Origin of the sequence: Blautia sp. MCC270 (assembly GCF_018785605.1) — a bacterium.
GTDB lineage: Bacteria > Bacillota > Clostridia > Lachnospirales > Lachnospiraceae > Blautia_A > Blautia_A fusiformis.
In genome coordinates this window covers 1-13,754 of record NZ_WQQD01000040.1, presented here as the reverse complement: position 1 = coordinate 13,754, position 13,754 = coordinate 1, and the positions used below count along the sequence as shown (strand labels likewise).

14 protein-coding genes are annotated in these 13,754 nt (G+C 45.4%); 11 read left to right on the top strand and 3 right to left on the bottom strand.

Annotated elements, in window-relative coordinates; genetic code table 11:
• Positions 1 to 51: 51 nt before the first annotated feature.
• Positions 52 to 1,080, bottom strand: a complete 1,029-nt coding sequence (locus tag GPK58_RS10710; RefSeq protein ID WP_015526650.1) for a LacI family DNA-binding transcriptional regulator — start codon at positions 1,078 to 1,080, stop codon at positions 52 to 54.
• Positions 1,081 to 1,377: 297 nt separating this feature from the next.
• Between GPK58_RS10710 and GPK58_RS10705 the strand changes: the two genes are divergently transcribed.
• From GPK58_RS10705 to queF, 9 genes are all read left to right on the top strand, one after another.
• Positions 1,378 to 2,316: an ABC transporter permease gene (locus GPK58_RS10705; RefSeq protein ID WP_015526649.1), complete on the top strand. Its 939-nt coding sequence runs from the start codon at positions 1,378 to 1,380 to the stop codon at positions 2,314 to 2,316.
• Positions 2,317 to 2,327: 11 nt separating this feature from the next.
• The gene (locus GPK58_RS10700; protein WP_015526648.1) at positions 2,328 to 3,224 is read left to right on the top strand and encodes a carbohydrate ABC transporter permease; all 897 of its coding nucleotides are present in this window, start codon (positions 2,328 to 2,330) and stop codon (positions 3,222 to 3,224) included.
• A gap of 70 nt (positions 3,225 to 3,294) precedes the next feature.
• Positions 3,295 to 4,926, top strand: a complete 1,632-nt coding sequence (locus GPK58_RS10695; protein WP_412667932.1) for an ABC transporter substrate-binding protein — start codon at positions 3,295 to 3,297, stop codon at positions 4,924 to 4,926.
• Between the two features lie 52 nt (positions 4,927 to 4,978).
• A complete protein-coding gene (locus tag GPK58_RS10690) occupies positions 4,979 to 6,502 on the top strand; it encodes a glycoside hydrolase family 32 protein (protein WP_021976188.1) in 1,524 nt (507 codons plus the stop codon).
• Positions 6,503 to 6,624: 122 nt separating this feature from the next.
• The gene (locus GPK58_RS10685; RefSeq protein WP_059086408.1) at positions 6,625 to 8,280 is read left to right on the top strand and encodes a YecA family protein; all 1,656 of its coding nucleotides are present in this window, start codon (positions 6,625 to 6,627) and stop codon (positions 8,278 to 8,280) included.
• Between the two features lie 338 nt (positions 8,281 to 8,618).
• On the top strand, positions 8,619 to 9,068 hold the full coding sequence (queD, locus tag GPK58_RS10680; RefSeq protein ID WP_021976186.1) for a 6-carboxytetrahydropterin synthase QueD: 450 nt from the start codon (positions 8,619 to 8,621) through the stop codon (positions 9,066 to 9,068).
• On the top strand, positions 9,065 to 9,733 hold the full coding sequence (gene queE, locus GPK58_RS10675; RefSeq protein ID WP_021976185.1) for a putative 7-carboxy-7-deazaguanine synthase QueE: 669 nt from the start codon (positions 9,065 to 9,067) through the stop codon (positions 9,731 to 9,733). Before queD ends, queE begins: the two co-directional genes overlap by 4 nt.
• 19 nt (positions 9,734 to 9,752) lie before the next feature.
• Positions 9,753 to 10,469: a 7-cyano-7-deazaguanine synthase QueC gene (gene queC / locus GPK58_RS10670; protein ID WP_256164017.1), complete on the top strand. Its 717-nt coding sequence runs from the start codon at positions 9,753 to 9,755 to the stop codon at positions 10,467 to 10,469.
• A 43-nt stretch (positions 10,470 to 10,512) separates the two neighbouring features.
• Entirely contained in the window at positions 10,513 to 11,007 is a 495-nt protein-coding gene (gene queF, locus GPK58_RS10665; RefSeq protein WP_059086405.1) for a preQ(1) synthase, read from the top strand.
• Between the two features lie 86 nt (positions 11,008 to 11,093).
• On the opposite strand, the gene GPK58_RS10660 is transcribed toward queF, so the two are convergent.
• On the bottom strand, positions 11,094 to 12,173 hold the full coding sequence (locus tag GPK58_RS10660; RefSeq protein ID WP_215638634.1) for an NAD(P)H-dependent flavin oxidoreductase: 1,080 nt from the start codon (positions 12,171 to 12,173) through the stop codon (positions 11,094 to 11,096).
• A gap of 268 nt (positions 12,174 to 12,441) precedes the next feature.
• Between GPK58_RS10660 and GPK58_RS10655 the strand changes: the two genes are divergently transcribed.
• A complete protein-coding gene (locus GPK58_RS10655) occupies positions 12,442 to 12,768 on the top strand; it encodes a hypothetical protein (protein ID WP_215638633.1) in 327 nt (108 codons plus the stop codon).
• On the opposite strand, the gene GPK58_RS10650 is transcribed toward GPK58_RS10655, so the two are convergent.
• Entirely contained in the window at positions 12,758 to 13,177 is a 420-nt protein-coding gene (locus GPK58_RS10650) for a PPC domain-containing DNA-binding protein (RefSeq protein ID WP_215638632.1), read from the bottom strand. The genes GPK58_RS10655 and GPK58_RS10650 overlap by 11 nt on opposite strands.
• Before the next feature lie 287 nt (positions 13,178 to 13,464).
• Here GPK58_RS10650 and GPK58_RS10645 point away from each other — a divergent pair, with 287 nt between their 5' ends.
• The gene (locus GPK58_RS10645) at positions 13,465 to 13,647 is read left to right on the top strand and encodes a hypothetical protein (protein WP_215638631.1); all 183 of its coding nucleotides are present in this window, start codon (positions 13,465 to 13,467) and stop codon (positions 13,645 to 13,647) included.
• Positions 13,648 to 13,754: the final 107 nt, after the last annotated feature.

Below are 13,754 nucleotides of genomic sequence, written 5' to 3'. Positions count from 1 at the left end.
TACATGAATATACGGGTTGTTATGGAATATGGAAAAATGTTGTAAGTATTTTCAGTCTCCTGTTGTCTGTCGTCGTATCAGAACAGGAGTGATCTTTTTGTGGATCGGTTTTTGAAGCGGTGCCGGTTTTCTTTTCTTCATTTCGTTCATCTGTTCCACAAGCAGTTCCATGGTAGTCTGTGCGATCACATCAATCTGCTGTCCAATAGTAGTGATCGGAATGATGGACTCCGCAGCAATGGGTGAATTATCGAATCCGATGATCTGATATTCATCCGGCAGACAGTTGTATTTCTGGAAGATCAGATTGAGAAATATATTTGCGTAAGTATCATTGGATAAAAATATGCCTTTTTTCTGACCGGAATATTTACTGTCAATATCCTGAAAGATCACACGCATCTGTTCAAAAAGCTCCTGATAGGAATCACCGGAAACATTAAGGTTCAGTTCATAAGGAACATGATATTCCCGGCATGTTTCCTCAAAGGCACGGATACGGTCATAAGCCGGAATATTCTCAGGTACATGGACATTGATGTGGATCAGTACATCACACTGATTACGTATCAGCAGAGAAGTAGCCTGCATGCTGCCCATGTAATTGTCTGTTGTAACGCTGCATATATGTTCTGCTTCACGTTCAATGGCGATCACAGGAATATTATAGGAAGCCAGTTTTTCAGAGGAAAGAGTATGGCTGAGAACAATAAGTCCTTCAATCTTATAAGCCATCAGCTCGTCCAGATACTGCATTTCTTTCTCCGGGCCGCCATCACTGACAAAAACCAGAAATTTGTAATGATAATCGGAGTAACTTCGAAGAAGCTGTGTCAGCATTTCGGAATAATAATGAAGATAAAGGTTTGGGACAATGATCCCTACAAATTCGCTTTTTCCATTGGCAAGAACCCTGGCAAGCTTGTTTTTTCTGTAGCCGAGCTCATCAAGGGCTTTTGCGATCTTTTCCTGATTTTCCAGGGTCAGAGAATCCGGATGATTGAAATATCTGGAGATCGTAGTCTTGGAAAAACCAGTGTATTCTGCAATATCGGCAAATGTTACCTGCTTTTTAGCCATAAAAAAATAGTCTCCTTTTAACAGCAGAAAGTTATGATACGGAATGCAGATGTGATCATATAAGAGAAAGCTGCAGACCGTACAGGATGATTGGATTGATGTAATTAAGTATAACAATACAGACGTTAAATAGCAATAAAAAAATAACCAGTTAAGTTACCGGTAACTTTTCTTAAATAAATTAACAAAAAAGGTTGACAGAAGCTATGTCATATAGTAGTATCAAATTATAAAGTAACCGGTTACTTTACCGGTTACTAAACAAGAACGAAAGAACAAAAACGGGAGGAAAAGAGAATGAAAAAAGGTTCTGCGAAAGCTGTTCCGGCAGGAAAAAGAACTGCTGCAGAAAAGCTTCAGTATGTGAAAAAGAACTGGCAGCTGTATGTGTTTTTTCTGCTGCCTGCACTTCTTCTGACGATCATCTTCAAATACGTGCCCATGGGTGGCGTACTGATCGCTTTTGAGGATTACAATGTCATTGATGGTGTATTTGGAAGCAAATGGGTAGGACTGGAATACTTCCGGAGATTTCTGGCATCACCGGATTTTATGAATTATCTTGTGAACACTTTGAAACTGAGTATTTACGGACTGCTGTGGGGATTTCCGATTCCGATCATCCTGGCACTTCTTCTGAATCAGATCCGGAGAGCCGGGATCAGGAAAAAAATTCAGCTTCTGATCTATGCGCCGAATTTTATTTCCGTTATCGTACTCTGTGGTATGGTTCGTATGTTTCTTTCACCGGTAGGTCCGCTGAATAAACTGATCGGTTCCGATGCCAATTGGATGACTATGCCGGCAGCATTTCGTACCATTTACATAGCCAGCGGAATCTGGCAGACAGCCGGATGGGCATCCATTATGTATACTGCAGCACTTGCCAATGCAAGTAAGGATCTGGAAGAGGCAGCAGTGGTGGATGGAGCAAATATCCTGCAGCAGATCTGGTATGTACAGCTTCCGGCTATTAAAAACATCATTGTGATCCAGTTTATCCTTCAGGCCGGAAATATTATGAGCATTGGTTTTGAAAAAGCATATGCACTGCAGACAGATATGAACCTTCCTGCATCTGAGATTCTTTCTACTTATGTATACAGAATCGGTCTTCTGAATGGAGACTATGGATATTCTACAGCAGTGGGGCTGTTTAATTCAGTGATCAATGTAATTCTTTTGATCTTTGTAAACTGGGTAGTCAAGAAACTGAATGACGGAGAGGGATTATAGGAGGTGCTGTTATGGCAAAAGCAAAGAAAAAGAAATATTCGGCATCTGACAAAGCCATTTTAGGAATCGGATACGTACTTCTGGGTGCATTTGTACTTTCCATTCTGGTTCCGCTTTTATATGTTGTGATCGCATCCTTTATGGATCCGAATGTGCTGAACAGCCAGGGGATCAGCTTTGATGTGCGGAAGTGGACGATCGATGCGTACCGCAGAGTTCTTGAAAATAATATGATCTGGAGAGGTTTTGCAAACTCATTTTTTTATTCCCTGGTGTTTACCATTATTTCAGTTTTGGTAACTCTGCTGGCAGCATATCCAATGTCCAAGAAAGAATTTGTGGGAAGAAATTTCTTCAATGTTATTTTTCTCATTACCATGTTTTTCGGTGGAGGAATGATCCCGACTTTTATCCTGATCAATCAGCTGCATCTGGTAAATACAATCTGGGCAATCCTGCTTCCGGGTGCGTTTAATGTCTGGAACATGATCCTTGCCAGAACCTATTATCAGTCTATCCCCAAGGAACTCAGAGAGGCATCTGCCATTGACGGTGCCACGGAAATCGAGCATTTTTTCAAGATTATGATGCCGGTATGCAAACCGATCATCGCAGTGCTTGCACTGTGGTCCTTTGTAGGAATGTGGAACAGTTATTTTGACGCTATGATTTATTTGAATGATGCGAAACTGCAGCCATTGCAGCTGGTACTTCGTTCCATCCTTGTACAGAATACACCGCAGCCCGGAATGATCGCAGATATCCAGAGTACTGCACAGATGGCAAAGGTAGCGGAACTTCTGAAATATGCTACGATCATTGTATCAAGTTTACCGCTTCTGATCATGTATCCATTCTTCCAGAAATATTTTGACCAGGGCATTATGGTTGGTTCTGTAAAAGGCTGATGACAGGAGGTTGATAATGATGAAAAAAAGAATGAAGGCATTATTGGCAATCGGGCTTTCTGCAATTATAATGGTATGCAGTGCCGGATGTGGAAACGGAAAAGAACACATGAAAGCAGAAACAGATCCGGATATCCCGGTGGAAGATGTGTCCTTTCCTCTGAAAGAAAAAGCAGAGCTGTCTTTTATTACCAGTGCACCTGCAACATCTACACAGGAACCTAATGAAAGAACGATTTTTAAAAGACTGGAAAAGCAGACCAATGTCCACATTGACTGGACCTGTTTTGTATCGGATCAGTTTGATGATAAAAAAAATCTGGCGCTGGCACAGTTCGGAAATCTTCCGGATGGACTTTTTAACGCAGGGATGAGTGATTATGATCTTCTTCGTTATGCCAAACAGGGAATCATTATTCCGGTAGAAAATCTCATTGATAAATACATGCCGAATCTTAAGGCTGTATTTGAAAAATACCCGGAATACAGAACAATGTGTACAGCACCGGACGGACATATTTATTCTTTCCCATGGATCGAGCAGCTTGGTGCGGGGAAAGAAGCCATTCAGGCAATTGGAGATATTCCCTACATTAATAAAAAATGGCTGGATTATCTGAAGCTGGACGTTCCGACTACAACTGAGGAACTGGAACAGGTTCTGGTCGCTTTCCGCGACAATGCAGATAAACTGGAAAAGAAATTCAACATTGAGGGTGGTGTGATCCCGATGTCCTTTATCATCAATAATGGTGATCAGGATCCTGCAATTCTCATCAACGGATTCGGAGAAGGATATGGTGACACCGGTGATCATTTTGCAGTAAAAGATGATGGAACCGTTATTTATACAACTGTACAGGAAGGCTATAAAGAAGGTATTCAGTGGCTCCATCAGCTGGTAGAAGAAAAGCTGGTGGATCCGGAGGCTTTTACCCAGGAATGGTCAACTTATGTTGCAAAAGGTAAGAACCACAGATATGGTCTGTGTTTCACCTGGGATATTGCAAATATTGATAACAATGAAGATTATGTAATGCTCCCGGCGCTGGCCGGTCCGGATGGTCTTGTAAATATCACAAGACAGAATAACAGTGAAACCAGTGGCTTTGACAGAGGACGTTGCGTTCTGACTACAAGCTGTCGGAATACGGCACTGGCAGCAGCATGGATCGATCAGATGTATGCACCGATCCAGTCTCCGCAGAATAACTGGGGTACTTACGGGGAAAAAGATTCATTTAATATCTTTGAGATGTCCGAGAATGCAGAAGGTGGTCAGATGCTGAAACATATGGATCTGGGAGATGCATCTCCGGTAGAGGTTCGTGAAGCACAGTCTGTAAACGGACCGTTGGCAATACTTAACGAGTATTACGATGTATATGTAACAGAGCCGGCAGATGCAAAATGGCGTCTCGACAATATGCATGAAACATATCTTAAGGATATGAACAGTAAATATGTGTATCCGAATGTATTTATGAGTATTGATGATACCAATAAGGTATCTCAGTACGACACAGATATCAAGAAGTATGCGGAACAGAAAAAAGCAGACTGGATCCTGAATGGCGGCATCGATAAAGAATGGGATTCCTATCTGAAAAAGATGGAGCAGTATGGACTGTCTGATTATCTGGCAATCAAACAGAAATATTTTGACCAGTATCAGAAGTCTCTTAGTGAGACAGAGAAATAAAAACAGAAAAAGATACCGGTCAGAAACATAAAAAAGAAAGAGAGAGCAGAGTATGAGTGAAAAACTTGAAAAAGCACGTCTTTATGAAATAGAGGAAGCAAAAAATATCCCGCAGGAAGAGAAACCGGCCTTTCATGTATCTGCACCGGTTGGCTGGATCAATGATCCCAATGGATTTTCTGTTTTTAAAGGAAAGGTACATCTTTTTTACCAGTATCATCCTTACAGCCGTGACTGGGGCCCTATGCACTGGGGCCACAGTGTGACGGAGGATATGATCAGATGGGAGCAGCTTCCTGCAGCGCTTGCACCGGATCAGGAATATGATCGAGAGGGATGCTTTTCCGGAAGTGCTATTGAAGCGGATGGAAAACAGGCTTTGATCTACACAGGAGTTACAACAGAAAAGCTGCCTGATGGAAAAGAAGAAGTCCGGCAGAATCAGTGCCTTGCCTGGGGTGACGGAAAAGATTATGTAAAGGCCGAGAAAAATCCGATAGTCACCGGGGATATGCTTCCGGAGAAATGCAGCAGAGTTGATTTCCGCGATCCGAAGATATGGGAAGATAACGGAATATACTATATGCTCGTAGGATGCCGCAGCGAAGAAATTCCTGGACAGGTAGTTCTGTTTTCCAGTAAAGATCTGAAAGAATGGAAATTTGAAACAATTCTTGCGGAGAACTCCACAGGAGAAATCGGTGTTATGTGGGAATGCCCCGATTTCTTTCCGCTCGGGGATAAACATGTGCTGATCTGTTCTCCGCAGCATATGCGGGCAAAAGGGTATGAGTTTCATAATGGACATAATTCCCTATATTTTACGGGAGATTATGACAGCGAAAAACATACATTTGAAAAAGACGCACCGGTAAGTCTGGACTACGGACTTGATTTTTATGCGCCGCAGACAACCCTTCTTCCAGATGGAAGAAGAGTGATGATCGCCTGGATGAAATCCTGGGATAGCTGTGTGATCAAGGAAAAGCAGAGATGGCAGGGAATGATGACTCTTCCGAGAGAGCTGGAATATCGTGACGGAAAGATCTGGCAGAAGCCGGTCCGAGAAATTGAGAATTATCGGAAAAACCGTTGCTGTTATGAGAATGTAAAAGTGGGTGAGAGCTTAAGCCTTGAAGGCGTCCGTGGCCGAATGATCGATCTGACTGTGGAACTGCAGAACGCAGATGGCATCATGGATGGAAGCAGGAACTCCGGAAATCCAAATCAGGAAGCATTGGATGTGTACAATGAGTTCCGGATCGAGCTTGCACGCAATGAAGAATATACAACGGTCTTTACCTATGATCGAAAAAGACAGATACTGGAGATCGACAGAACCTGGAGCGGGGTGCAGCGTGATGTTGTATGTACAAGAAAGCTCCAGATCACAGATGACAGACAAAATCTGAAGCTGCGTTTTATCCTGGATCGAAGCTCCATAGAGCTTTTTATCAATGATGGAAGCAAAACTGCGACTACCGTGATCCCAACACCAGTGGAAGCAGATGAGATCCTGTTTCACAGTGACGGAAATGCTGTGATCCAGGTTGAGAAATATGATATTGTGTTGTAGAAGCCTCTCAAATATTGACAATTTCTCTATTTTTGTATAACATAGGGGAAGTTGCTTACGCCGGATCAGGAGTTATTCGTATCTCCTGATCCGGCATATATTTACAGGAGAGGAACACAGGAATGTTTTATCAGTTAAAAATCACAAGAAAAGGAACGAAACCGCCGGTATGGAGACGTTGTACTGTTGCGGCTGACGTTACATTTGCAAATATGGCAGCCATGCTTGAAAAACTGGTTCAGTATCCGGCAGGCAGCCTATATGAGATTGAATTTTTTCAGAAAAAAGTACAGATCCGTGAGAACGGTGACGGAGAAGCGAAGAATAATTTCACATTATTAAATGCAGGCGAGACAGAGACTGCAGAGCTTATGGATTCCGAGAAATGGTTTACCTTCCGTCAGTATGGCGCGGATAAGGAAGCTCCGGAATACAGAGTTGATATTGAGAAGAAAGACGAGGGAACAGCAGAAGCTCCTTCTATTGTAAAAGAAGTAAAGGGTGAGGATGATCCGTACTGGACAGAGGCACCGGAGCTGGGATGCACTGCAGCAGTTGAGACAGAGGCGGAAACAGCCAAAGCATCGGAAGACATTGCTGCAACAGTAGCAGCAGTAGAGGCAGCAGCCAGAGCTGCAAAAGCAGATGAGGCAGCCACAGGCAGCAGAAGAAATCCTACAGTAAAAGATTTCCTCATGTCCTATCGTAAAGAAGACCTTCTCAGCATTGCAGGTGAGCTTGGACTTCACTGCAGGGGAATGGAGCAGGAAGAGATCGCCGCAAAGGTTGCCGCAGAGGTTCTTAAACCGGAGGTTATGAAAGCAAGCTTCCTCGTAGCAGACGATCAGGAAGTACTGGCTTTTGAGGCGGCTATTCAGAGAAAATGCTTCCATGTTGCAGAGGATGAGTGGAATACATTAGAGTGGCTGAACGATATGGGCTACCTTGTTTCCTACAGTGATGATTACGCAGAAGTTCCGGCAGAGGTTGCAGCTGTTTACGACCAGATCAATACACCGGAATTCCGGACACTTCGCAGCCAGGTAAACTGGCTGAAGGATTGCCTTATTATGGTAAGCTATCTGTATGTATCTGCACCGGCAAAGACCGTATATGAGATGTTTAAGCAGAGAAAAGGCTTTGACATCGGATATGACAGCTTCATCGAGCTGTATCATACCATTCCGGAGAAGGCCTGTATCTGTGAGCTTGCGGGGGATCAGCTGATCCTGAAATCCGCACTGGTCAATAACATCTACAAGGATATCGAGAGACGTCAGGGTGGACGGAAATTCTATATTCCGTCTGTAGATGAGATCCTGGATTATTCCGAAAACGGGTATCCGACAAAATCTGCTTCTTACCAGAGACTGGGCAGATTCCTGCTGGATGAGATGAAGGTTTCCGATGCAGTGAAGGATCAGGTACTGTTCTTTATTTACAAAGAATGCTCCATGGATGGCAGAATGTCAGCGATCATGGAAAACCTGAACCAGAAGGGGATCCAGTTTAACGATGAGCAGCTTGAGAAATTTACAAAGCTGATCATGGAGGCAAACAATAACACAAGAATGCTGGAATTCCGCGGTTACACACCGAATGAGATCTCAGGAGCAGTATGGCCGTTTGCCACAGGCAAGCCGCACACTGCAATGCCGAACAGCTTTGTGCCGACAGCAATGCCGATGCAGCCGGCATCTGCAAGAAAAATCTACCCGAACGATCCGTGTCCGTGCGGAAGCGGTAAGAAATATAAGAAGTGCTGCGGAAGAAGATAATTCTGCAGAAAATTTACCGTAATTCCGGAGTTGAAAGTTCCCATAGATCGTTGCGGAGCGACTGCGCTCATGAGTGAGCAGCGAACGCGGATGATCTGGTTCGATTTATCGTTTGATGCAGTATCTCCGGAAATACCATACAAATTAATATAAGACAGTTCGTTTGTACCATCCTGTCTATAAATAAAACCAGGGCTGAAGAAGATGTGAGAATCAGGGCAGACTCGTGGCGGGTCTGCCCTTTTTTTACTTTAACTGGATCAAGGCCGGGAATCCCGGTTTTTTTTATTTATGGAAATATTCGGGTGGTGTGACAGATCTAGAAGGAGGAAAAATTTATGTATCAGTTAAAAACAGAAGCAGATTTCGATTCGGCACACTTTCTGTCCGGTTACACCGGCAAATGTTCCAACATCCATGGTCATCGCTGGCATGTGGAGATTGAGATCGAAAGCCGGAAGCTGGAGAAAAACGGTCAGGGGCGAGGGATGCTGGTAGACTTCGGAGATCTGAAAAAGGATCTTCGGGAGCTGGCAGATTCCATGGATCACACGCTGATCTATGAAGAAAATACATTACGTCCGAAAACGCTGGAAGCACTGGATGAGGAAGGCTTTCATCTGGTGAAGGTTCCCTTTCGCCCTACAGCAGAGAATTTTTCAGAATATTTTTTCAGGAAAATGGAAGAAAAGGGCTATCCTGTAAAAAGAGCTGTTGTTTACGAAACACCAAATAACTGTGCAGCTTACCGGGAAACGGAAGAAGAAACGGAGGCGGTATGGCTATGAGTACCTATCAGGTTGTAGAGAAATTTGTCAGCATCAACGGAGAGGGCAGACGGGCAGGAGAGCTTGCCGCTTTTATCCGGTTTAAGGGCTGCAATCTTCAGTGCAGCTATTGTGATACCAGCTGGGCAAATGAGCCGGGATGTGAGAGTGAAAGGCTGACAGAAGAAGAGATCCTTTCCTGGATCCGTGAAACAGGCGTAAAAAATGTGACACTTACAGGCGGGGAACCACTTTTACGGAAAGGCATGGAGGAGCTGATCGAGGCAATCCTGGAGGATCCATTCCGGCGGGTGGAGATTGAGACCAATGGAAGCGTAGATCTGAAGCCTTATCATATATTAAAAAAACGTCCGTCCTTTACCATGGATTATAAAGCACCGGACAGCGGCATGGAAAAAGAGATGCTCCTTTCCAATCTGGAGCTTCTGGGCAGTGAGGATACGCTGAAATTCGTGGTCAGCAGCCGCAGAGATATGGAAAAAGCTCTGGAAATCCTGGAAAAGTACAGGCTGGTCGGAAAAACGGCAGTTTATTTCAGCCCTGTTTTCGGCAGGATCCAGCCGGTGGAGATCGTGGATTTCCTTATGGAAAAAAAGCTCAACGATGTAAAGCTTCAGATCCAGCTTCATAAGGTGATCTGGGACCCGCAGAAACGGGGAGTATGACAGGAAAACATATCACAATATAACAAGAAATACCGCAGAAAAGGAGAACGCTATGAAAGCACTTGTACTTGCAAGCGGCGGTGTGGATTCCACCACCTGCCTGGGGCTTGCCGTAAACAAATATGGAAAAGAGAATGTAATTGCATTAACAGTAGCTTACGGACAGAAGCACACAAAAGAAATCGAGGCTGCCAGAAAAACAGCAGAATATTACGGAGTGGAGCATCTTTATCTGGATCTGGAGCCGATCTTCCGGTACAGTGACTGCTCGCTGCTGAAGCATTCAGACAGAGAGATCCCGCACGAAAGCTATGCAGAGCAGCTGAAGGAAACCGATGGCTCACCGGTTTCAACCTATGTGCCGTTCCGGAACGGATTATTTCTTTCCTCGGCAGCAAGTATTGCGTTGTCAAAAAACTGCAGTGTGATCTATTACGGAGCACATGCGGATGATGCAGCCGGAAATGCATATCCGGACTGCAGCAGTGCGTTTCACAATGCGATCAACGAGGCGATCTATCAGGGAAGCGGCGGCCAGCTGAAGGTTGAGGCGCCTTTTGTCAGCTGCACAAAGGCAGAGGTCGTAAAAACCGGCCTGGAGCTGAATGTTCCTTATGAACTGACCTGGAGCTGTTACGAAGGCGGCGAAAAGCCCTGCGGTGTGTGTGGAACCTGTATTGACAGAGCAGAGGCATTCCGGCTCAATGGAGTGAAGGATCCGGCACTTGACAGATAGATCGGATCATAAATATCCGTTTGACCATAGAAAGGAAAAAAATATGAGCAGAGAAAACCTGGAAAAAGAAGGGATCACCCTTCTCGGAAATCAGAAAGTAAAATATCCGGACAATTATGCTCCGGAGGTACTGGAAACATTTTTGAACAAGCACCCGGACAACGATTACTTTGTAAAATTTAACTGCCCGGAATTTACAAGCCTTTGTCCCATTACCGGACAGCCGGATTTCGCGACGATCACGATATCCTACGTACCCGGTGAAAAAATGGTGGAGAGCAAATCTCTGAAGCTGTATCTTTTCAGCTTCCGCAATCACGGAGATTTTCATGAGGATTGCGTGAACATCATTATGAAGGATCTGATCCGTCTCATGGATCCGAAATACATTGAGGTCTGGGGAAAATTTACGCCGAGAGGCGGCATTTCCATTGATCCCTACTGCAATTACGGAAAAGCCGGAACCAGATGGGAGGAGATTGCCTGGAAACGCCTTGCAGAGCATGACATGTACCCGGAAAAGATCGATAACCGGTAGAAAAACAAAAAGTCCCTGTTTTCACTGCGAAAAGCAATGAAAGCAGGGGCTTTTGTTTAGGTGCGCCTAGCGGCGCAGATTTATCTTTATGACAGCCGGATGCACTCCGATTCTGTGTCAAACAGATCAGCGATCACATCGTGCACGGTTTCGATCTTATCTGCCATATAGGCCTTTGCTCCGCAGAACAGCAGGCCGTTTTCCACGTCGCCCTTTACGGCGGCGATCAGCTTGTCTGTAATGCAGTAAGGGATCTCGCCGGGGGAACATTTGGCAAGGCAGCGGTGGCAGGAACTGTGCGGGATCTTTTCTCCGGCCATGACGTGCTGCATGAAGGGATTCATAATGGCACGTCCCGGCATACCTACCGGACTTTTTACAATGGCAATGTCGTCCTTTGCGGCGTGGATCAGGGATTCTTTCAGCCGGATGTCTGCGTCACATTCTTCCGTTGGGATAAAACGGGTGGCGACCTGAACGCCGTCCACACCAAGATCAAGGACATGCTTTACATCCTCGTGCGTGGCGATGCCGCCGGCAGCTACTACAGGGATTTCCGTGCCGAATTTTGCGGCATAGCTTTTTACAGTCTGGACGATCTTTCGGATCTCATTGTCGTAGGCTTCCGGTGTATAGGAATCCAGCTCTTCCTTGTGGAAGCCCAGATGACCGCCTGCCTGGGGACCTTCGATCACCACAAGGTCTGCAGTGCGCTTGTACTTTCTTTCCCAGTATTTCAGGATAACCTTTGCAGATTTGTCCGTTGAGACGATGGGGGCAATCTTTGTTTTGCTTCCGCTGACAAGAGCAGGGAGCTCTGTAGGAAGTCCTGCACCGGAGATGATCAGGTCAGCGCCGGCATGGACAGCGGCTTTTACATGAGATGCGTACTCCTTCAGTGCAACCATGATGTTGTAGCCGATGATACCGTCAGGAGAAATCCTGCGTGCTTTTTTCATCTCGGACAGGATAGCCCGCTGGTTGGCTTCTTCGGTATTCCGGTCGAAATCCTTTTCCCGGTAGCCGATCTGAGCGGTGGAAATGATTCCGATCCCGCCTTCCTTTGCAACGGTGCCTGCCAGACGGCCAAGGCTGATGCCGACACCCATTCCACCCTGGATCAGGGGAAATCTTGTAAGTTTATCACCGATTTTAAAATTCTTCATAATGATCAGATCCTCACATTCATTTGCGTTCTTTAAATGATTTTAATATAAAATAGTTTTATCATCAAAGTATATCATAACAGGGAAATTTGTCAATGTAAATGTCGGTGAATCAGGGAAGTCCTCTGCTTCAATTGCGAATAGCTGTTTGACCAGATTTTGTTAAAATCCACTTTGTTGACAGAACAGAAAATATCAGGCAAATTCACAGTGATATCAGCTTTACAGAAAACTGTAAAGTGAATTAGAGGAAAAGGGAGGAACAGGTATGCGAAAAAAGACGAGTACCATCATGGCCTGGCTGCTTGCGGCGTCCGTGACAGTCACATCTCTGTCAGCGGGAACCGTGACGGCCTATGCACAGGAGGAAATGCCGCTGGCGGAAGCCGGAACCGTGACAGAGAGTGCGGAAGAGTTTGGCGACAGCAGTGATAGCATTGCAGATATTGCGGAAGAGGGCAATATTGAAGCTAAAGAAAAGGGTGAGCTGACAGCATTATGCTGTGTAGTCTTACCCTTTTTATGTGTGATGAAATTTTTAAACTGTAAAGCAGTAGACTGTGTCCGGGATCCCTCTGGCAAAATCAGAATTTAAACAGATTCAGACCGATCTCCTGATTGAACTCACGGCCGATCTCTCCGTCGATCACCTGGATTTGGATCTCGGCAGTAGCGCTGATGATGGCACGGTTCAGATGACCGCCGTGTACATGGCCTTCCTCGTCACCGGCTGCGATATGGAGATGAAGATAAACGTCACCGTCTTTGCGGGTAACGGTACCGGTAAGTGATACGATCTCAAACGCTCCCTGGAACTGAATAGAGTGGTATTCCTTTGTCACTGTGTTGTATACGCCTGCAGTGAAATCATTGATGGTGCCAAGGCCTGTGACCTGTGCAAGGCGGATATTCTCTTTTTTTGCAACCTTGCCGATTTCCTCCAGGATCTCTTCCTTCGGATCAAGACGAAGATAGATCGTGTTTCCAAAACGTCTGTATTCCATGATAAAAACCTCCCTTTGTGTGATATTTGCCATAAACAGCGGCGGATGTTTTTATCCGCTTGTCAATAAGTATAATACATTTTATTTTTTTTCGGAAGACCTGGGAAAGAGAATGCCGGAGTCTCATGTCTGTGCGAGAGATTTTTTTTGACGTCTGCTCTTAGCATTGGAGGCAGTCGGGGATACGTTTGAGGTTTCGTTAGGTGGATGTGGTTGAGGGACGCCAGAGGAAGGAGGCATCGCTCCGGGAGTGGATGCAGTCGGGGATGTTTTTGAGGTTTCGTTAGGTGGATGTGGTTGAGGGACGCCAGAGGAAGGTGGCATTGGCCCGGGAGTGGATGCAGTTGGGGATGTTTTTTGAGGTTTTGAGAGGTGGATGTGGTCGAGGGACGCCAGAGGAAGGTGGCATCGCTCCGGGAGTGGATGCAGTCGGGGATGTTTTTGAGGTTTTGAGAGGTGGATGTGGTTGAGGAACGCCAGAGGAAGGTGGCATCGCACCGGGCAGGGACTCCGTCGGGGGATACTACTAGGGCTCCGTGAGACGGCTAAAAGCATTGCGGCAGGGCCAGAACTCGCC